The organism is Erythrobacter sp. HI0063 (assembly GCF_001635685.1).
In the GTDB taxonomy this organism is placed as follows: Bacteria; Pseudomonadota; Alphaproteobacteria; order Sphingomonadales; family Sphingomonadaceae; genus Qipengyuania.
In genome coordinates, this window is the sequence record NZ_LWFF01000224.1 from 20,610 (window position 1) to 39,348 (window position 18,739).

General features: G+C 63.2%; 20 protein-coding genes and 2 tRNA genes. 19 read left to right on the top strand and 3 right to left on the bottom strand.

All coding sequences use genetic code 11. From position 1 onward, the window contains the following. Nucleotides 1-35 precede the first annotated feature (35 nt). Nucleotides 36-824, bottom strand: a complete 789-nt coding sequence (gene rlmB, locus A3736_RS07270; RefSeq protein WP_067681044.1) for a 23S rRNA (guanosine(2251)-2'-O)-methyltransferase RlmB — start codon at nt 822-824, stop codon at nt 36-38. A 141-nt stretch (nt 825-965) separates the two neighbouring features. On the opposite strand from rlmB, the gene A3736_RS07275 reads away from it, so the two are divergent. From A3736_RS07275 to A3736_RS07290, 4 genes are all read left to right on the top strand, one after another. Then, nucleotides 966-1,051, top strand: a tRNA-Tyr gene (locus tag A3736_RS07275). Nucleotides 1,052-1,148: 97 nt separating this feature from the next. Beyond that, nucleotides 1,149-2,288: a beta-ketoacyl-ACP synthase III gene (locus A3736_RS07280; RefSeq protein ID WP_067681047.1), complete on the top strand. Its 1,140-nt coding sequence runs from the start codon at nt 1,149-1,151 to the stop codon at nt 2,286-2,288. Nucleotides 2,289-2,337: 49 nt separating this feature from the next. Continuing rightward, entirely contained in the window at nt 2,338-3,090 is a 753-nt protein-coding gene (locus A3736_RS07285; protein WP_067681050.1) for a phosphatidylserine decarboxylase, read from the top strand. Next, nucleotides 3,087-3,905, top strand: coding sequence for a phosphatidylcholine/phosphatidylserine synthase (locus A3736_RS07290; protein ID WP_082851363.1), 819 nt, complete (start codon nt 3,087-3,089; stop codon nt 3,903-3,905). Before A3736_RS07285 ends, A3736_RS07290 begins: the two co-directional genes overlap by 4 nt. Here A3736_RS07290 and A3736_RS07295 read toward each other — a convergent pair. After that, the gene (locus tag A3736_RS07295; protein ID WP_067681052.1) at nt 3,886-4,122 is read right to left on the bottom strand and encodes a hypothetical protein; all 237 of its coding nucleotides are present in this window, start codon (nt 4,120-4,122) and stop codon (nt 3,886-3,888) included. The genes A3736_RS07290 and A3736_RS07295 overlap by 20 nt on opposite strands. Before the next feature lie 370 nt (nt 4,123-4,492). On the opposite strand from A3736_RS07295, the gene rpsB reads away from it, so the two are divergent. From rpsB to rpmE, 13 genes are all read left to right on the top strand, one after another. Continuing rightward, entirely contained in the window at nt 4,493-5,242 is a 750-nt protein-coding gene (gene rpsB, locus A3736_RS07300; protein ID WP_067681055.1) for a 30S ribosomal protein S2, read from the top strand. 110 nt (nt 5,243-5,352) lie between these two features. Further along, nucleotides 5,353-6,279 (top strand): translation elongation factor Ts, encoded by a 927-nt coding sequence (gene tsf / locus A3736_RS07305; RefSeq protein ID WP_067681058.1) that lies wholly within the window; start codon nt 5,353-5,355, stop codon nt 6,277-6,279. Nucleotides 6,280-6,437: 158 nt separating this feature from the next. Next, complete coding sequence (locus A3736_RS07310; protein ID WP_067681061.1) at nt 6,438-6,869, top strand: PAS domain-containing protein; 432 nt, start codon at nt 6,438-6,440, stop codon at nt 6,867-6,869. Between the two features lie 94 nt (nt 6,870-6,963). After that, nucleotides 6,964-7,686, top strand: a complete 723-nt coding sequence (pyrH, locus tag A3736_RS07315) for a UMP kinase (RefSeq protein WP_067681064.1) — start codon at nt 6,964-6,966, stop codon at nt 7,684-7,686. Between the two features lie 28 nt (nt 7,687-7,714). After that, entirely contained in the window at nt 7,715-8,272 is a 558-nt protein-coding gene (frr, locus tag A3736_RS07320) for a ribosome recycling factor (RefSeq protein WP_067681067.1), read from the top strand. 24 nt (nt 8,273-8,296) lie between these two features. Then, nucleotides 8,297-8,983, top strand: a complete 687-nt coding sequence (gene uppS, locus A3736_RS07325; protein WP_067681070.1) for a polyprenyl diphosphate synthase — start codon at nt 8,297-8,299, stop codon at nt 8,981-8,983. Between the two features lie 43 nt (nt 8,984-9,026). Continuing rightward, a complete protein-coding gene (locus A3736_RS07330) occupies nt 9,027-9,719 on the top strand; it encodes a phosphatidate cytidylyltransferase (RefSeq protein WP_233999301.1) in 693 nt (230 codons plus the stop codon). Continuing rightward, nucleotides 9,716-10,873, top strand: coding sequence for a 1-deoxy-D-xylulose-5-phosphate reductoisomerase (dxr, locus tag A3736_RS07335; RefSeq protein WP_067681073.1), 1,158 nt, complete (start codon nt 9,716-9,718; stop codon nt 10,871-10,873). The genes A3736_RS07330 and dxr overlap by 4 nt, the downstream gene beginning before the upstream one ends. 1 nt (nt 10,874) lies before the next feature. After that, a complete protein-coding gene (rseP, locus tag A3736_RS07340; RefSeq protein ID WP_233999302.1) occupies nt 10,875-12,011 on the top strand; it encodes an RIP metalloprotease RseP in 1,137 nt (378 codons plus the stop codon). A gap of 185 nt (nt 12,012-12,196) precedes the next feature. Next, the gene (gene bamA, locus A3736_RS07345; protein WP_156502034.1) at nt 12,197-14,875 is read left to right on the top strand and encodes an outer membrane protein assembly factor BamA; all 2,679 of its coding nucleotides are present in this window, start codon (nt 12,197-12,199) and stop codon (nt 14,873-14,875) included. After that, entirely contained in the window at nt 14,875-15,561 is a 687-nt protein-coding gene (locus tag A3736_RS07350; RefSeq protein WP_067681079.1) for an OmpH family outer membrane protein, read from the top strand. The genes bamA and A3736_RS07350 overlap by 1 nt, the downstream gene beginning before the upstream one ends. A gap of 23 nt (nt 15,562-15,584) precedes the next feature. Beyond that, entirely contained in the window at nt 15,585-16,073 is a 489-nt protein-coding gene (gene fabZ, locus A3736_RS07355) for a 3-hydroxyacyl-ACP dehydratase FabZ (RefSeq protein ID WP_067681082.1), read from the top strand. Nucleotides 16,074-16,214: 141 nt separating this feature from the next. Then, the gene (gene rpmE / locus A3736_RS07360; RefSeq protein WP_067681085.1) at nt 16,215-16,439 is read left to right on the top strand and encodes a 50S ribosomal protein L31; all 225 of its coding nucleotides are present in this window, start codon (nt 16,215-16,217) and stop codon (nt 16,437-16,439) included. 81 nt (nt 16,440-16,520) lie between these two features. Here rpmE and A3736_RS07365 read toward each other — a convergent pair whose 3' ends face one another. Next, entirely contained in the window at nt 16,521-17,156 is a 636-nt protein-coding gene (locus A3736_RS07365) for a 2OG-Fe(II) oxygenase (protein ID WP_067681088.1), read from the bottom strand. A 228-nt stretch (nt 17,157-17,384) separates the two neighbouring features. Here A3736_RS07365 and A3736_RS07370 point away from each other — a divergent pair. Beyond that, nucleotides 17,385-17,461, top strand: a tRNA-His gene (locus A3736_RS07370). Between the two features lie 37 nt (nt 17,462-17,498). Then, nucleotides 17,499-18,563, top strand: coding sequence for a Glu/Leu/Phe/Val dehydrogenase dimerization domain-containing protein (locus tag A3736_RS07375; protein ID WP_067681091.1), 1,065 nt, complete (start codon nt 17,499-17,501; stop codon nt 18,561-18,563). Nucleotides 18,564-18,739 lie beyond the last annotated feature (176 nt).

Below are 18,739 nucleotides of genomic sequence, written 5' to 3' on the forward strand. Positions count from 1 at the left end.
TGGGGTCGGCGCGGCGTTTTCGTTTTATGGCGGCCTTATCGCGCGGCGATGGCGTACAATGCGATCGCAGCGGCGTTTGAGACGTTGAGGCTTTCAACCGAATCGCCGATCGGCAGGCGCGCCAGAGCGTCGCAATGCTGGCCGATATTGTGGCGCATGCCCGGCCCTTCGGCCCCGAGCACCAGTGCTACCGGCCCTTTCGGCAGGGCCTCGGCCAGAGTCGCCTCCGCTTCGCCCGCCAGGCCAAGGCGCCAGTATCCCGCCTCTGCAATATCGTCGAGCGCGCGGGCCAGATTGACCACTCGTACCCAGGGCAGGATTTCCAGCGCCCCGGAAGCGGTTTTGGCAATCACGCCGCCTTCGGGCGGTGCGTGGCGATCCTGCGTGACGATCGCCGCCGCTCCGAAAGCAGCCGCAGACCGCATGATCGCGCCGACATTGTGCGGATCCGTCACCTGATCCAGCAGCACGATGGGCCGCGCCGGATCGCCGTCCAGCACGTCGTCGAGGAACACGTCCTCAAGGGGCGCGCAGTCGAGCACCAGACCCTGATGCGGGGCATCGCGCGACACCAGCCGGTCGAGATCGGAAGGCGCGGCATATTCCACCGCGAAATCCTGCGGCAGCTCGCCGTCGAGTTCGGCGATCGCTTCGCGCGTCGCCCACAATTTGTGATGGCGCCGGGCGGGGTTCATTAGCGCGGCTTCCACCGCATGGTGCCCCCAGAGGCGCACCTGGCCCGTGCTCGCGCGCCCGCTGCCGCGGCCACCCTTCATACGTCCGGCGCGGCCGCGCAGGGCTCGCTTGCGTTCCGGTTTGGCCATAGCGGTAATTCCTTCCTAGTGTCGGCGCGCCCTGTGCCAGCGGCCCCATTGACAGGCAAGCGCCGCTTCGCCAAAGGGGCGCCTCCCGGCGGCTCAGCCCGCCGCAGCCCATCGCGTATTCCGCGATATCGGCAAGCCGATGGACAGGTGGCCGAGTGGTTAAAGGCAGCAGACTGTAAATCTGCCCGCGCAAGCGTACGCTGGTTCGAATCCAGCCCTGTCCACCAGTTTTCTCCCGATCTACCGCTTCGCTGTGCTATCGGCGACGGCAGTCCCCATGACGTCGGTCTTGCCCGCGCGCTGCGCGAGGCCTAACCGGTCGCGATGACTCACTCCAACGCGACCCATCATCCGGTCATTTCCGCCACCGGATTGTTTACGCCCGAACACAGCATTTCGAACGCCGAGCTGGTCGAAAGCTTCAATGCCTTTGTCGAGCGGCACAACACCGCCCATGCCGATGCAATCGCTGCGGGCGAGATGGATGCTCTCCAGCCGAGCTCGGTCGAATTTATCGAGAAGGCGAGCGGTATCAAGGCGCGCCACGTGATGGCAAAAGACCCGGTGCTCGATCCCGAGACGATGGCGCCGCGGTGGGACGCGCGCGGGAATGACGAGCTTTCGATGATGGCCGAGATCGGCGTTCTGGCGTGCCGCCAGGCGCTGGAGCGGGCAGGGCGCGATGCGGCGAATGTCGATGCAGTGCTGTGCGCGGCGTCGAATATGGAGCGGCCCTATCCCGCAATGGCGATCGAAATCCAGCAGGCGCTGGGGATCGACGGTTTTGCCTTCGACATGAATGTCGCGTGCTCTTCCGCCACCTTCGGCATCCAGACTGCGGCGGACTATATCCGCGCGGGCAACGCGAAAAGCGTTCTGGTCGTCAGCCCGGAAATCACCAGTGGGCATCTCAATTGGCGCGACCGGGACAGCCACTTCATCTTCGGCGATGTCGCGACCGCCGTGCTGGTCGAGGATGCGAGCATCGCACCTGCCAGCCACTGGGACATTCTCGGCACGAAGCTCAAGACCGTGTTCTCGAACAATATCCGCAACAATTTCGGTTTCCTCAACCGCGCCACACCCGACGACACGGACGGGGCGGACAAACTGTTCGTCCAAGAAGGACGCAAGGTCTTCAAGGAGGTCGTCCCGATGGTGGCGGAGATGATCGTCGCAGAAGCGGAGCGGCTGGACATCGATCCGCAGGGCCTGCGCCGCCTGTGGTTGCACCAAGCCAATGCCGGGATGAACCGCCTGATCGCCCAGCGCGTTCTGGGCCACGAGGCGAGCGAGGACGAGAGCCCGACAGTGCTCGACACGTATGGAAACACGTCGAGCGCGGGGTCGATTATCGCGTTCCACCTGAACAGCGACGATCTGGAAAGCGGCGATAGCGGCCTGATCTGCAGCTTCGGCGCAGGATATTCCGCCGGGACCGTATTCGTCCGCAAGATGGGATGAGATGGCCCCGGCGCTTGCCGGGTGCCCCGCGCGTCTCTAGACGCAGACTATGCCAGGTGAACTGCTAGACAATCACGGGCGGGGCGATGCCAGCTGGTCCTTGCCCTCGATCCATCCGGAAGGGCGCAAGTTCGGACTGATTGCCGTGGGCATCAGCCTGATATTCCTGTTGCTGCTGGACTGGGATTGGATCGGGTGGCCCCTGCTGGCTCTCGCAGGCGGCGTCTTCGCCTTCTTCCGCGATCCCGAGCGCGTTGTTCCGCAAAACGATGTAGCCATCGTATCGCCTGCGGACGGGCTCGTGACCCTGATCTCCCAGGTCGAGCCGCCCGAGGAATTGCGGATCGACGATGGCAGCGGGATCGAAGGCCTTCCGACAGGCCCGGTGACACGCGTTTCGATTTTCATGAGTGTGTTCGACGTCCACATCAATCGCGCCCCGATCGGCGGTGTCGTGCGGCGGCTGGTCTATCTGCCCGGCAAGTTCCTCAACGCCGATCTCGACAAGGCGAGCGAAGAGAACGAGCGCCAGCACATCATGATCGAACGGGCCGACGGAGTAAGGATCGGCTTCACACAGATCGCAGGTCTCGTCGCGCGGCGGATCGTGCCCTTCGTCAAGGTCGGCGACACCATGGGTGTGGGCCAGCGGGTCGGCCTGATCCGCTTCGGTAGCCGCGTGGATGTGTATCTGCCCGCGGGAACCGATTCGAAGGTCCTCCTGGGCCAGCGCGTAATCGCGGGCGAAACGGTTCTGGGCGAAGTCGGCACACGCAAGCTTATCGAAGGAATTGCGCAATGACGTCTCGTCCTCCCGAAGAACGCCCGCGTCTGGGCCCGAAAGCCACCGAGGACGAGCCGTTCGATGCTGCACCCGTTCCGGTGCGGCGCGGTCTTTCGCTGCGCGCTTTGTTGCCGAACGCGATTACGGCGGCGGCGCTGTGCTCCGGGCTTACGGGCGTTCGATTCGCCATTGCGGGCGATTGGGGCTTCGCCGTTCTGGCGATCATCTTCGCCGGCGTTCTCGACGGGATCGACGGGCGAATCGCGCGGCTCCTGAATGCGCAATCGCGATTCGGCGCGGAGCTCGACAGTCTGGCCGATTCGCTCAGCTTCGGTACGGCGCCCGCGATTATCGTCTATCTGTGGTCGCTTCAGGATCTGTCGCGTTTTGGCTGGTTCGCAGCGCTCGCCTTTGCGGTGTGCTGCGCGCTGCGACTCGCTCGCTTCAACGCCCAGATCGATACCGACGTGCAACCGCACAAATCGCTGGGTTTTCTGACCGGTATTCCGGCTCCCGTAGGAGCGGGCCTGGTCTTCCTGCCGTTCTATCTTTGGATTGCGACCGGCGAGGCGCTGTTCCGCTCGCCCTATCTGGTCGGGCCGTGGGTGGCGTTGATCGCGGCGCTGATGATTTCGAACCTTGCGACGCTCAGTTGGACGTCGCTTCGCCCACGTCGGAATGTTCGATTGGAACTGCTGGCGTTCGCGGGACTGTTTTTCGCAGCCTTGCTGTTGGAGCCGTGGTGGACGCTTGTCGGCATCTGCGCGATCTATCTCGCGCTACTTCCCTATGGGTGGTTTCGGTACGCCAGGATCAGGCGGCAGCGCGCTTGACCGAAACGGCGAGCGGCTGACGGCAAGTCGCGGCACGAACGCGGCTTGCCTTGCGCGTGCGAATTCCGGTCGAATGAATGCGACCCTCTTTCGATCCCGCAAGTTCACTGCGCAGTCGCCCGAAAGCAGACCACCAGCGCAGTCCGCTATCGGCGAGGACCGCCGCACTGGCGAGGGCCAGAACGACAAAGGCGGCGACAAGAGCGAGTGCGAACATCGAAATATCTTTCTATCAAACCCGATCCGGAAATCTTGGGTGGTCGACAGACCGATTGACAGCCTGTGGACAGTATGTGGATAACATCGGTTGTCCGCTGGGGTTCCAGCGTTAGGGCCTTTGTTCTCTATTTGTTCCGTTCCGTCAAGCGTTTTTCGCGATGAAATGCTGCAATTGCACGACGAGTAGAGACTGGATTTTCGCTCAAGAACGCGCTAAGCGCCGCGCGTTCGTCATGAGCAGCCCCGTCCGGGGCCGGTTCGAAACGGGCAAAAATCCACATGGAAGGCGCACATACCGGTGCCCGCCGCGGGACATGACCGCATACGGGTTCCAGCTTTCCAGAGGCACAACCGGAAAGGAATTATCTATGGCGGCTCCTACCGTCACGATGCAGCAATTGATCGAGGCCGGCGCGCATTTCGGCCACCAGACCCACCGTTGGAACCCGCGCATGAAGCCGTATATCTTCGGCGCGCGCAACGGCATCCACATCATCGACCTGTCGCAGACCGTGCCGCTGTTCGCGCGCGCGCTCGACTTCGTGCAGCAGACCGCGCGTTCGGGCGGCAAGGTGCTGTTCGTCGGCACCAAGCGCCAGGCGCAGGATGCGATTCGCGAAGCCGCGCTTTCTTCGGGCCAGCACTTCGTCAACCATCGCTGGCTTGGCGGCATGCTCACCAACTGGAAGACGATTTCGGGTTCGATCAAGGAACTCAAGTCGCTCGAAGAGCAGCTCGCCGGTGACACCAGCGGCCTGACCAAGAAAGAGGTGCTGAACCTCACCCGCAAGCGCGACAAGCTCGAACTGTCGCTCGGCGGCATTCGCGACATGGGCGGCATTCCCGACGTGATGTTCGTGATCGATGCGAACAAGGAAGACCTCGCCATCAAGGAAGCCAACGTGCTCGGCATTCCGGTGGTCGCGGTGCTCGACACCAATACCGATCCTTCGGGCATCGCCTTCCCGATCCCCGGCAATGACGACGCCAGCCGCGCCGTGCGCCTGTATTGCGATGCGATCGCCGACGCCGCCCGTTCGGGCAAGGGCGCAGGCGTCCAGGATTCGGGCCAGGATGTCGGCGCGATGGCCAATCCGCCGGAAGAAGCCGCGGCCTGATCCAGCGGATTTGCGTGGGCGTCACGCCTGCGTAACCCAATATTCCTAAGTGCCGGGCCGCCAGACGAGGCGGCCCGGCGCCGCAATTCTATCCAAGAGGAACACGAACCATGGCGAATTTCACCACCGCCGACATCAAGGCGCTGCGCGAACGCACCGGCGCGGGCATGATGGATGCCAAGAAGGCGCTCGTCGAAACCGATGGCGATCTGGAAGCAGCGGTCGACGCGCTTCGTGCCAAGGGTCTCGCCACCGCGCAGAAGAAGTCCAGCCGCACTGCGGCCGAGGGCCTAATCGGCGTTGCCGTGGAAGGTACCAAGGGCGTTGCCGTCGAAGTGAACTCCGAAACCGACTTCGTCGCCAAGAACGACAAGTTCCAGGATTTCGTCCGCTCGGTCACCGATGTCGCGATCACCACCGATAGCGACGATGTCGAGGCGCTGAAGGCCAAGGATTATCCCACCGGCGGCACCGTTTCCGACAAGCTGACCGACAATGTCGCCACCATCGGCGAGAACCAGCAGATACGCCGCATGAAGACCGTCTCGGTCGAGAACGGCGTGGTCGTACCCTACATGCACAACGCGGTTGCGCCGAACCTCGGCAAGATCGGCGTGCTCGTCGCGCTCGAGAGCGAGGCAGACAAGGACACGCTCGAAGCTCTGGGCAAGCAGATCGCGATGCACATCGCCGCCGCTTTCCCGCAGGCGCTGAATGCCGACGGTCTCGACGCCGACCTGATCGAGCGCGAGCGCGCCATCGCCAAGGAAAAGGCTGCCGAAAGCGGCAAGCCCGAAAACGTGCAGGACAAGATGGTCGAAGGCGCCGTGGCGAAGTTCGCCAAGGAAAATGCGCTCCTCAGCCAGATCTTCGTGATGGACAACAAGACCCCGATTTCGGAAGTCGTCGCCAAGGCCGGCAAGGATGCGGGCAAGCCGATCGAACTGAAGGACTATGTCCGCTTCCAGCTCGGCGAAGGCATCGAGAAGGAAGAAACCGATTTCGCGGCGGAAGTCGCTGCGGCGGTCAAGGGCTGAACTTTCCGAACCTGAAAATGCGGACGGCCGCCGGACCTCTTGGGTTCGGCGGCCGTTTTTGTTTCGCGCCGCACCGATCGGGTTTTAAAACAATTTTGAGGATTGCATGCTGAAACTGCGAAAGGTGAAATGAGCGGATAAGGTGAGGGAGGAGTTCATTGGCTGACGCTTCGAGCGACGAAACCGTTCGTCAATCGCCAGACGCCGATTCGCTTTCGACTGTCCGTTCGGTCGGTCTAAACGGAGACGATCTGGCGCTGTGCCTGCTCGAACAGAGCGAGGATTGCGTCAAAATTCTCAGCATCGACGGCACGCTGGACTTCATGAGCTGCAACGGTTTGAGCGCGATGGAGATCGATGATCCCAGCAGGGTCCTGGGACAATTGTGGTGGACTCTCTGGCCCGATAACTCCCGCGCGATGGTGGAGGATAATTTCAAGAACGCGCTCGGTGGCCGCACGGTGACTTTCGAGGCATCCTGCCCGACGGCGAAGGGCAATCCGCGCCATTGGTCGGTCAATCTCAAGCCGATGATCGCGCGCGATGGGCTGGTGGTGTCGGTGCTGGCAACCTCGCGTGAGATCGGCTGATCTGACGGGGCATTGCGCCGCCATACCCTTTGCGCCGATCCGCCTTCGCGGTTAAGGAACCTCGTCCCAACCGCTTGACGAGATTGCCGCACCGATGCCCATGCCCCCGATGAAACGCGTCCTCCTGAAACTTTCGGGCGAGGTGCTGATGGGGGATGCGCCATACGGAATCGATCCCGATTTCGTCATGGAGCTCGCTCAGGAAGTGAAGCGCGCCAAGGAAACCGGGCTGGAAATTTGCCTCGTCATCGGCGGCGGCAACATCTTTCGCGGCATGGCGGGCGCGGCGCGCGGCATGGATCGGGCGCAGGCCGACTATATGGGCATGCTCGCCACCGTGATGAACGCGCTGGCGATGCAGAACGCGCTGGAACAGATCGGCGTGCCGACGCGGGTGCAGTCCGCCATCCAGATGGATCAGGTGTGCGAGCCGGTGATCCGCCGCCGCGCGGAACGGCATCTGGAAAAGGGCCGCATCGTTATTTTCGCCGCCGGTGTCGGCGCGCCCTATTTCACCACCGATAGCGGGGCGGCGCTGAGAGCTGCGGAAATGCGCTGCGACGCGCTTCTGAAGGGCACCAGCGTCGACGGAGTCTACAGCGCCGATCCCAAGCAGGATCCGGACGCGCAGCGTTTCGATACCGTAACTTACGACCGCGTTTTGGCTGACAATCTCAAGGTCATGGACGCCAGCGCGGTGGCGCTGTGCCGCGACAACGACATTCCGATCGTGGTCTTCTCGATCCGCGAAAAGGGCAATCTGGCGCGTGTGCTTTCGGGCGAAGGTGTTCAGACCATCGTCCAGACCCGCCCCTAGACAAAATACGAAACAGAGGAAGCCGATCATGGCCAAATACGATAAATCCGATATCGACCGCCGTATGCAGGGTGCAGTCGAAAGCCTGAAAGGCGATCTTTCCGGCCTGCGCACCGGCCGCGCGAACACCAGCCTGCTCGATCCGGTCGTGGTCGAAGTCTACGGCGCGATGATGCCGCTGGCCCAGGTGGCGACGGTCAACGCGCCCGAGCCGCGCATGCTGTCGGTCCAGGTGTGGGACAAGGCCAATGTGACTGCTGTCGAGAAGGGGATCGCCAAGTCCAATCTCGGCCTCAATCCGATCGTCGACGGTCAGACCCTGCGCCTGCCGATGCCCGATTTGACCGAAGAGCGCCGCAAGGATCTCGCCAAGCTGGCGGGCGAATATGGCGAGAAGGCCAAGATCGCCATCCGCAACGTCCGGCGCGACGGGATGGAAGCGCTCAAGGAAGACGAGAAGAAAAAGGAAATCTCCGAGGACGACCGCAAGCGCAGCGAGGACGACGTCCAGAAGATGACCGACAAGCATGTCGGCGAAGTGGACGATGCAGTCGCCAAGAAGGAACAGGAAATCCTGACGCAGTGAGAACTGCGGCCGGCGCGTCCCTTCATGTCTGATTTCTCCGGATCACGCGCGCGCCATGTCGCCATCATCATGGATGGCAATGGCCGCTGGGCGAAGCGCCGCGGCCTGCCGCGCGCGCTCGGCCATCGGCGCGGGGTCGAGGCGGTGCGTAAACTCGTGCGCGCGGTCGAGCCGTTGGGGATCGACTGTCTGACGCTCTATGCCTTCAGCAGCGAGAACTGGAAACGGCCCGAAGACGAGATCGACCATCTGATGGGGCTGCTGAGGCGCTTCATCGAGAGCGACCTGCCGGAATTCATCGCCAACGATGTTCGATTAAAGATAATCGGCGATTACCGGGCCCTCGCGCCCGATATCGTCGATTCGATCGAGGACGCGATCGAGCGTACCTCGGGCGGCAAGCGCATTCTTGCCGTCGCGCTCAATTACGGATCGCAGCAGGAGATCGCGCGCGCCGCAGCGCTCGCTGCGCAGGAAGGCGAGGTCAGCGAGGCGAGCATTGCGCGCCATCTCTACACGGCCGATCTCCCCCCGCTCGACCTCCTCATCCGGACCAGCGGCGAAGTGCGCCTGTCCAATTTTCTCTTGTGGCAGGCCGCCTACGCGGAGATGGTGTTCACCGATGTGCTCTGGCCCGATTACACGCCCGAGCATTTGAAAGCCGCGCTCGATGCGTTCGCGGCACGGGAGAGACGTTTTGGCGGCAGGTGAGCTGGCGGACAACCGCAAGCGCGACAGAGTAAAGGCGCTAGCCATGCGTGCGATGGCTGTCCCGCTGTCGGTGCGGACCAGCGATCTGCCGAAGCGCGCAGGATCGGCGGTGGTGATGCTCGCGCTGGCGGGCGCGGCGCTCTGGCTGGGCGGGCTGTGGTTCGACGGCTTCGTGATTCTCGTTTCGGCGGCTTGTCTGTTCGAAGCTGTGCGCCTGATCCGCAGGGCCGGTCGCAACGCATCCGGCGCGCTGGTGGTGGCCGGGTGTGCGGCGGCGATCATCTATATCGGCGCGGCGGCGGGGATGTTGATCGAATTGCCGATCCCGGTGGTGCTGGGCGTGATCGCGGTCGTCGTCGCGACAGACACGGGCGCCTATTTCAGCGGGCGGACGATCGGCGGGCCCAAGATCGCGCCCCGGATTAGTCCGTCCAAGACCTGGGCCGGGCTTGGCGGCGGCATGGTGGCGGCGGGGCTTGTCTCGCTCGGCTTCTTCTATTCCAATGTCGGCGATCGTGCCTTTTCGGCAATGGGGGCAGGGGCCTTCGCCGTCGGCGCGGGGCTTGCCGTGCTGGCCCAGGCGGGCGATTTCCTCGAAAGCTGGCTCAAGCGCAAGGCGGGCATGAAGGACAGCTCGAATCTGATCCCCGGCCATGGCGGCGTGTTCGACCGGGCGGACGGAATGCTGCCGGTGGCGATCGTCGCCGGGCTGCTGTGGTTCTTCGCCCACCCATGACCGATCGGCGATCCATTAGCATTTTGGGCGCGACCGGTTCGGTCGGCGGCTCGACGCTCGATCTGATCCGGCGCGATCGCGAGGCGTGGGATGTCGTCGCGCTGACCGCTCACACGAATGTGGACGATCTGGCTCGTCTGGCCCGCGAATTCGATGCGCGCCTGGCTGTGATCGGCGAGGAGCACCGGCTGGAGGCGCTGCGCGAGACGCTTGCAGGGACGAATATCGAAGCCGCTGCGGGTACGCAGGCACTGTGCGAGGCTGCGGCGCGGCCCGCCGATATCACCGTGGCTGCCATCGTCGGCTGTGCCGGGCTCGGCCCGGTCATGGCGGCGATCGAGCGCGGCGGCACAGTGGCGCTCGCCAACAAGGAAGCGCTGGTCAGCGCGGGCGACGTGATGACTCGCGCGGTCGAACGCCACGGGGCAAGACTGCTTCCGGTCGATTCCGAACACAACGCGATATTTCAATGCCTTGCGGACAACAGTTTGGACGATGTCCGCTGGATTACTCTGACCGCGAGCGGCGGGCCGCTGCGGCTGGTTGAGGATCTGGATGCAGTCACCCCGGAACAGGCGGTCGCGCATCCGAACTGGGACATGGGCGCCAAGATCAGCGTCGATTCGGCGACCATGTTCAACAAGGGCCTCGAACTGATCGAGGCACATCACCTATTCCCCGTCGGGCTCGATAGATTGCGGATCGTGGTCCACCCGCAAAGCGTTATCCATTCGATGGTCGAATATCGCGACGGGTCGACACTGGCGCAGCTCGGCCCGTCCGACATGCGCGTGCCGATCGCGTCCTGCCTTGCCTGGCCCGAGCGTATGGACACGCCCTGCGAACCGCTCGATCTGGCGGTCATCGGCGAATTGTCCTTCTTCGCACCGGACGAGGCGCGCTTTCCGGCCACGCGTCTGGCACGCGAAGCGGCGGAGGCGGGCGGGGCGGCCCCGGCGGTTCTCAACGCCGCCAACGAAATCGCTGTCGCCGCTTTCCTTGCCGGTCAGATCAAGTTCAGCCGAATTTCCTCATTGGTGGCCGAGGTGCTGGACGGCGGCAATCTTCCGCCTGCCCCGCAATCCCTCGAAGACGTGCTGATGGTGGACCGGGCCGCGCGGGCGCGGGCCGCCGAATTGCTGGAGACCGCCTGACTTGGAAAGTGCCATCCCTCTGTGGGTCTATTACGTTCTCGGCTTCCCCCTGCTGCTCGGGCCGCTGGTAACGCTGCACGAGCTCGGACATTATCTGGTCGGGCGCTGGTTCGGCGTGGAGGCGGAAGCGTTCTCGGTCGGTTTCGGTAAGGAAATCACCGGCTTCACCGATAAACGTGGCACGCGCTGGAAACTGTGTGCGCTTCCCTTGGGTGGGTACGTCCAGTTCAAGGGCGATATGAACCCGGCCAGCATGCCGGACGGAGAGGCGGCGGCCCAAGCAAGCGAGGAAGAGAAGCGCGGCAGCTTCCACCATGCGGCTTTGTGGAAGCGCGCGCTGATCGTCTTCGCAGGTCCGGCGACCAATATCCTGATAACGTTGGTGATCTTCGCGGCGTTCTTCGCCAGTTTCGGCCAGCCCGTCGCCGCCGATCCCGAACAGACCAATGTCATTCAGAGCTTCGCGCAGGACTCGGTTGCGGAGGAAGCAGGCATGCGCGAGGGCGACCGTGTCGTCGCCATCGACGGGGAGCCGGTGCGGCAATTCTCCGACATTACCGATCGCGTGATGATGTTCCCCGGCAGGGACGTCACCATCGATGTGGAACGCGCGGGCGATCGCATTTCCATTCCGCTGACGATCGGATCGACGGTGGAAGAGGACAGCTTCGGCAATGCCTCGCGCATCGGGCGGCTCGGCATCTATTCGGCGCCCATCGCGTGGGAGCCGGTGGGCCTGCTTGCCGCAGGTCCGCTAGCGGTGGAGCACAGCCTCAAGCTGGTCGACATGATGGTGACCGGTATCGCGCAGATTTTCACCGGCGAACGGTCGGTCAGGGAACTGGGCGGACCGGTCAAGATCGCCAAATATTCCGGCGAACAATTGAGCCTCGGCCTGACCTCCTTCGTCAACTTCGCGGCGCTGATCTCGCTTAACTTGGCATTCATCAACCTGCTGCCAATTCCCGCCCTCGACGGCGGGCACCTGGCATTCTACGCGGCCGAAGCGGTCCGTCGGAAGCCGGTGGGTCCGCGCGGTCAGGAACTGGCGTTTCGCACCGGCATGGCCCTCGTGCTCATGCTGATGATATTCGTCACGATAAACGATCTGGTGAGCTTGCCGATTTTCGGTAGCTGACCGGGGACAGGACACGGCAGCGGACCTTATCAACCGCCACGGCGCTTGAAAGGTTCCGGTGCATCGGGCAAGGGGCGGCGCACTTCGTCGCCTCGTCGGGAAATCCCGATCGCCGGGCAGACGAAACGCCACCGGGTCCGACGTATGAATGGGACGGGTTTTCCTTGTCGAAGATGGGATATTTGATGGCCGCCGAGGGATCGAAACTGACCGGGCGGATGCCCGCACTATTGCTGGCCGGCTCTATGCTGGCAGGCGTTCCCGGGATCGCAGCGGCGCAGGAAGCCGCCGCCGAACCGGTGGCGCAGCCAGCCACGCAGCAGGCCCAGCAGATCGTGCGCACGATCTCCGTCTCGGGCGCACAGCGGCTCGAACCGCAGACGATCCTCTCCTACATCCAGCTGCGCCCTGGGCAGGAATGGAACCAGGTCGTGGGCGACCAGGTCCTGAAGGAACTCTACGCCACCGAATTGTTCGCCAATGCGAGCGTCAGCTACGATAATGGTACGGTGCTGATCGAGATCGTCGAGAATCCGGTCGTCAATCGCATCATCCTGGAAGGCAATGAGCGGATCAAGGACGACAAGATCGTCCCCGAAATCCGCCTCGCGCCGCGCCAGATCTTTACGCGCAGCAAGGTCCGGGCCGATGTCGCGCGCATCATCGAGCTCTACAAGCGCCAGGGCCGTTTCGCCGCCACGGTCGAGCCGAATATGGTGCAATTGGCGCAGAACCGCGTCGATGTCGTGTTCGAGATCAACGAAGGGCCCAAATCCAAGGTCCGCCAAATCAACATCATCGGCAACGAGGTGTTCTCGGACGGTGATCTCAAGGGCGAAATGGTAACGAAGGAGGCCCGTCTTCTTTCGATCCTCAGCTCCAACACCAGCTACGATCCGGATCGCCTCGCCTTCGACCAGGCGAAGCTGCGCGAGTTCTATCTGACCGAAGGCTATGCCGATTTCCGCGTGGTGTCCGCGGTGGCGGAGCTGACGCCCGACCGGCGCGACTTCATCATCACTTACGTGGTGGAAGAGGGCGAGCGCTACAAATTCGGCGATGTCGCCGTGGATAGCCAGCTGCGCGATTTCGACAGCGACGCGATGAGCCGCAATCTTCCGATGAAGACCGGCGAATTCTACAACGCCAAGCTGATCGAAGACACGGTCGAGCAGTTGACCGAGCTGGCCGGATCGTTCGGCTATGCCTTCGCGGACGTCTCGCCGCGCATTTCCCGCAATCCGGAAACGCGCACGATGGACGTGAACTTCATCATCCAGGAAGCGCCACGCGTCTATGTCGAGCGAGTCGACGTGAACGGCAATACGCTGACGCAGGACAAGGTCGTGCGCCGCGAATTCCGCCTGGTCGAAGGGGATGCCTTCAGCACGCTCCAGGTCGCCCGCTCCGCAGCGCGCATCAACTCGCTGGGTTTCTTCCAGGAAGGGCTTGAAATCAATCAGGTCGAAGGCAGCGCGCCCGACCGGATAGTGCTCGAAGCCAATGTCGAGGAACAGGCGACCGGCGAATTGCAATTGTCCGCAGGCTTCTCCTCGATCGAGAACTTCATTCTCGCCGGCTCGATCCGTCAGCGCAATTTCCGCGGACGCGGCCAGACCGTGGGCCTCAGCGTCAATTACTCGCGCTACGCCCGATCGGCGGAAGCCAGCTTCTCCGAACCCTATCTGTTCGATCGCAACATTTCGGCGGGCGTCGATGTCTATCGGCGCGATTACAGCAGTTTCAATTTCAATCGCAGTGATCGCAACACCACCTACAAGCAGGCGACCACCGGATTCTCGCTGCGCGCGGGCGTTCCGTTGACCGAATACAGCTCGCTCATCGGCAGCTACACGCTCAATTACGACGACGTTACCCTTGATGAGAATCAGTTCTTCTCTGACCTCAATGGCGATGGCGTGCGTGAATGCGATCCCTTCCGCGCCGGACGCTATCTATGTGAAGCGATCGGCCAGCGGACGAGCTCGATCCTCGGCCTCAGCTTCAATCTGGATGCCACCGACAGCCGCCTGCGCCCGACGCGTGGCCGGAACCTGTCGCTGACCGCGCAATATGCGGGGCTCGGCGGGTCGGTCGAATATCTCAGCATTCGCGGGCGCGCAGGCCAGTACTGGCCGCTTGGCGGCGGCTTCGTCTTCTCGCTGACGGCGGAAGGCGGGGCGATCCGCGGTTTCCGTGACGAGGACGGCGACGGCACCAACGATGTCCGCCTGACGGACCGCTTCTTCCTCGGATCGCCGCAGATCCGCGGCTTCGACATTCGCGGCGTCGGCCCGCGCGTGCTGCGCCGCCCCATCATGGCGGGTGAAGACGGCAATCCGGTCGTGATCACCGAACGCGACCGGATTCAGGACGATGCGATCGGGGGCACGGCCTATTATCTCGGACGGGCGGAAATCGATATTCCGCTGGGTAGCGGCGCGCGTTCGCTGGGCCTGCGTCCGTCGGTGTTCGTCGATATCGGCGCGGTCTTCAATGTCGAGGATCCGGTGCTGATCCAGAATCCGTTCGGAGCGGAGCGGTTCTTCCCGGAGAGAAACGCGGACGGCGTACCCCTGTATTTCAACAATCAGGGCACGCCGGAAAACCGAGAAGACGACGTTACCCTCGCAATTCCTGACGGTCAGGCCATTCCAGACGGTTTCGTTGCACTAGGCCAGGGTACCAACGCATTCGAAGAAGTCTTCCTCGGCGACACGCCCAGCCCGCGCATCTCCGTCGGTGTCGGGGTCAACTGGAACTCGCCCTTCGGCCCGTTCCGTATCGATCTCGCCTATGCCCTGAAGAAGGTCGAAGGCGACGACACCAAACTCTTTTCCTTCAACGTAGGAACGCAATTCTGATGAACACGATTTCGAAGATTCTCGCCGGCGCCAGCCTTGCCGCCGCTTCCTTGACCGCACTGCCTGCCAGCGCGCAGGTGACGGGCTCCATCGGCGTCGTCGGTGCGCCGGGCGTGGTCGCTTCGACCAACGCCTTCCGCACAGCCTATCAGCAGATCGGCACCACCTTCCAAGCGCAGTCGACGCAGATCCAGCAGAAGAACCAGCAGGTGCAGACCCTGCTGCAGCAGCTCGACACGAACAATGACGGCAATCTGGACGAGGCCGAGCAGCGCGCCGCGCAGACCGCGCCGCAGGCCCAGCAGATCCAGACGCTGGAAACCGAAGTCGCTCAGCTGACCAATCAGATAGAAGCGGCGCGCGTCTATGCGATCGAGCAGATCCTGCGCCAGTACGGTGCTGCCATTCAGGACGTGCAGCAGCAGAACAATCTGCAGGTCATCCTGGACCGCGATGCGGTGGTGACGGCGCAGCCCGCCGCCTTCATCGACGAAAAGGTGGTCGCCGCGCTCAACACCCGCGCGCCCAGCGTTCAGATCACGCCTCCGCAGGGTTGGCAGCCGAGCCAGCAGGCAGTGAACATGTACCAGCAGATCACCCAGATCCTGATGGTGGCCAATGCTCGCCGTCAGGCCGAACAGCAGGGCCAGGCGCAGCCGGCCCAGCAGCAGCCGACCGGCCGCTAAGCGAATACGGGCAGGGGATAGCGATGAGCGACAGCGCGAACGACACGAGCGGGAACGGCGGGGCGACGAGCCTCGACATCGTGCAGGTGCTGAAAGCGCTGCCGCATCGCTATCCCATGCTCCTGGTCGACCGGGTCCAGAGCCTGGTTCGCGACGAGCGAATCCATGCGATCAAGGCGGTCAGCTTCAACGAGGATTTCTTCCAGGGCCATTTCCCCGGCGCGCCGATCATGCCCGGCGTGCTCCAGATCGAAGCGCTGGCGCAGGCCGCCGGCGTGCTCGCGGTCGAAAGCCTCGACCTCGCCGGATCGGGCAAGCTCGTCTATTTCATGGCGATCGAGAACGCCAAGTTCCGCAGCCCGGTCACGCCGGGTGTGCTGCTCGATCTCAAGGCTGAATTCGTCCAGAAGCGCGCGCGCGTGTGCAAATTCGCGGGCGAAGCGAGCGTCAACGGGAAAGTTACCTGCGAGGTCAATTTCACGGCCATGATTGCAGACGCGCCGGACGCCTAGCGTCCTGATTTCCGTCCGCGCGCTGCGGACCGGTTTTCGACGACGATACTTGCAAATTCGGCGCGTCGCTGTATGGGGCGCGTCTCTCTTACAAACAGCTGGACCGGTCGGAACCGTTCCGAAGCTCGAAGGACATATGCCATGAAGGCCGATGCGCACCCCCAGTATCACATGATCACCGTCAAGATGACCGACGGCACCGAGTTCCAGACCCGCTCCACTTGGGGCAAGGAAGGCGACACGCTGACGCTCGACATCGACCCGACGAGCCACCCGGCCTGGACCGGCGGCAAGCAGCAGCTTCAGGAAGGTGGCCGAGTCGCCGCGTTCAACAAGCGCTTCGGCGGTCTCAGCCTCAAGAAGTAAGCGCGGGCTTTCTCTGCGAGATCAGACAAGATCAAAAAAGGGCGGTCCTGCGGGGCCGCCCTTTTCGTATGCGTCATATTCTCACCAGCCCCACGGCTTCTCGCGATACCATTTGGTGATCACGTATTTGACGCCCTTGCGCACCTTCATGCCGTGGTGGATCGTGTTGGGGTTAGGGCGCAGATCGGGACGGCGGTTGTTCCAGCACACCAGCTTGCCGGTCCCGGGCTGAAAGCTTTTGCGGATCGCCTTGAAACGCGTCGCGCCGCCGGATTCGACTTCGTTCAGATACACCATGAAGGTCCAGGTCCGCTGGCCCGCGACCGAGCAGTATTTCTCGTAATCCTGGCCGTCGGGATTGAACCAGTCGCAATGCGGCTTGAACTCCTGCCCGACATCGTAACGCTGGCCCTGCAGAGGTTCTCCGTAAGCGGGATCGATTCCGCTGAGCGCTGCGAGTTTCGCCTCCATCGCGATGGTCGCGGGATCGTCGGGCGGAAGGTCGCAGGTTTCGCTGGTGCGGAAATAATCGTCGCCATTGGGATCGGCCAGGGTGGAAGGGCGCCGATTGGTCTCGATCCGATCGATCAGATTCGCGCACAGATCCGGCTCCGCGAACCCGCGCAACTGGAACAGATCGAGTTTGTCGGTGGGGACGCGCTGCGCCCCTTCATGGTCGAGAATGGTCTTCGCGCTAGAATCGCCTGGGCCCGTCATGACATGCGACCATATGCAAACGCCCGGGCGGGGCAAGCCGGTTGCAGTGCCCTTTCCAAGTGCTTGCAAGATAGTTGCGTTGGCATTGGCTTTGACGCGATTTTTCCTTTGCTTTCGAAGCATCGTGTGCAACAGGCGCGTGCGTGTCGTTCGGTCCCTTGACGGGCCGACGCGGCGCAGTATCAGCCCCGGTTCGCGGTTCGGATCCGTCCGGACCCAGGGTATGTGGCGATCGTAGCTCAGTTGGTCAGAGCGCCGGTTTGTGGTACCGGAGGTCGCGGGTTCAAACCCCGTCGATCGCCCCATTTCCTTCCTTTTTGCGTGTAACGGGGCATTGGCAGCATGACCGCATTCTGGACCGAGCCGGACTATGACGACCACGAATTGGTCGAAGTGGTGCGTGAACCGAAATCGGGCCTCACGGCGATCATCGCGGTCCATTCCAGCCATCTCGGCCCGGGCGCGGGCGGCACGCGGTTCTGGCACTATGCCGAACCCAAGAATGCCATGCGCGACGCGCTGCGCCTCAGCCGGGGCATGAGCTACAAGAACGCGATGGCGGGCCTGCCCATGGGCGGCGGCAAGGCCGTGATTCTGGCCGACGACAAGGGCACCAAGACACCCGAAATGCTCACTGCCTTCGCCGATGCGGTCGAGGCGCTGGGAGGGCGTTACGTTACGGCGGAAGATGTCGGCATCAGCGAAGCCGACATGGCCCGCGTTGCCGAGCGCACGCAATACGTCTCCGGCCTCCCTGTCGAGGGCAAGGATGCGGCGGGCGGCGATCCCGGCCCGTTCACTGCGATGGGAATCTATCACGGCATCAAGGCGGCGGTGCGCCACAAATTGGGCAAGGATTCGCTCGACGGCGTGCATGTCGCGATCCAGGGCACGGGCAGCGTCGGCGGCGGTGTCGCGCGTCTGCTTGCCAAGGACGGAGCCAGGCTCACGCTGGCCGATATCGACGCCGCGCGCGCCGAAGCGCTCGCCCGCGAACTGGGCGGCAAAGCGGTCGCATCAGACGCGATCATGAGCGTATCGTGCGAAGTTTTCAGCCCCAACGCATTGGGCGCGATTCTCGACGACGAGGGCATCGCGCGGCTCGATTGCAAGATCGTGGCGGGCGGGGCGAATAACCAGCTCGCGCGCGCCCATCACGGGCCGATGCTGGCGGAGCGCGGCATCCTCTACGCGCCCGATTACGTTATCAACGCCGGCGGGATCATCTCGGTAACGCTCGAATATCTCGCGCGGACCGATGGACAGGCTTGCGACATCAACGACGTGCGAGAGCGCATCGCGACGATTCCCGGGCGGCTGGAGCAGATCTGGCAGGAAAGCGACCGATCCGGCGTTTCACCCGATCAGGTAGCCGACCGCATGGCTCAGGAGCTTATCGGACGGTAATCTCGGCGCAGGGGGCGCCGGCGCCGCCATCCGGCCTCGATTTAGCGACCCTCGGCGAAGTCTCGCCGCGCTTAGCAAACTGTGTGATGCACTGTGCCCAGCGCGTCGGCGACGAGACAGCATGACGATTTGTGCCGATCCCATGAAGCCGGACTTGCCCCCCGGCTCCGCGCCTG

What these genes read in the sequence shown, in the direction of transcription:
- rpmE (WP_067681085.1), top strand. Translation starts at nt 16,215, where the DNA reads ATGAAGGCCGATGCGCACCCCCAGTATCACATGATCACCGTCAAGATG.
- A3736_RS07330 (WP_233999301.1), top strand. Translation starts at nt 9,027, where the DNA reads ATGCGTGCGATGGCTGTCCCGCTGTCGGTGCGGACCAGCGATCTGCCG.
- fabZ (WP_067681082.1), top strand. Translation starts at nt 15,585, where the DNA reads ATGAGCGACAGCGCGAACGACACGAGCGGGAACGGCGGGGCGACGAGC.
- rpsB (WP_067681055.1), top strand. Translation starts at nt 4,493, where the DNA reads ATGGCGGCTCCTACCGTCACGATGCAGCAATTGATCGAGGCCGGCGCG.
- bamA (WP_156502034.1), top strand. Translation starts at nt 12,197, where the DNA reads ATGGCCGCCGAGGGATCGAAACTGACCGGGCGGATGCCCGCACTATTG.
- A3736_RS07365 (WP_067681088.1), bottom strand. Translation starts at nt 17,156, where the DNA reads ATGACGGGCCCAGGCGATTCTAGCGCGAAGACCATTCTCGACCATGAA.
- A3736_RS07375 (WP_067681091.1), top strand. Translation starts at nt 17,499, where the DNA reads ATGACCGCATTCTGGACCGAGCCGGACTATGACGACCACGAATTGGTC.
- pyrH (WP_067681064.1), top strand. Translation starts at nt 6,964, where the DNA reads ATGCCCATGCCCCCGATGAAACGCGTCCTCCTGAAACTTTCGGGCGAG.
- uppS (WP_067681070.1), top strand. Translation starts at nt 8,297, where the DNA reads ATGTCTGATTTCTCCGGATCACGCGCGCGCCATGTCGCCATCATCATG.
- rlmB (WP_067681044.1), bottom strand. Translation starts at nt 824, where the DNA reads ATGGCCAAACCGGAACGCAAGCGAGCCCTGCGCGGCCGCGCCGGACGT.
- A3736_RS07295 (WP_067681052.1), bottom strand. Translation starts at nt 4,122, where the DNA reads ATGTTCGCACTCGCTCTTGTCGCCGCCTTTGTCGTTCTGGCCCTCGCC.
- A3736_RS07290 (WP_082851363.1), top strand. Translation starts at nt 3,087, where the DNA reads ATGACGTCTCGTCCTCCCGAAGAACGCCCGCGTCTGGGCCCGAAAGCC.
- frr (WP_067681067.1), top strand. Translation starts at nt 7,715, where the DNA reads ATGGCCAAATACGATAAATCCGATATCGACCGCCGTATGCAGGGTGCA.
- tsf (WP_067681058.1), top strand. Translation starts at nt 5,353, where the DNA reads ATGGCGAATTTCACCACCGCCGACATCAAGGCGCTGCGCGAACGCACC.
- A3736_RS07280 (WP_067681047.1), top strand. Translation starts at nt 1,149, where the DNA reads ATGACTCACTCCAACGCGACCCATCATCCGGTCATTTCCGCCACCGGA.
- A3736_RS07285 (WP_067681050.1), top strand. Translation starts at nt 2,338, where the DNA reads ATGCCAGGTGAACTGCTAGACAATCACGGGCGGGGCGATGCCAGCTGG.
- dxr (WP_067681073.1), top strand. Translation starts at nt 9,716, where the DNA reads ATGACCGATCGGCGATCCATTAGCATTTTGGGCGCGACCGGTTCGGTC.
- A3736_RS07350 (WP_067681079.1), top strand. Translation starts at nt 14,875, where the DNA reads ATGAACACGATTTCGAAGATTCTCGCCGGCGCCAGCCTTGCCGCCGCT.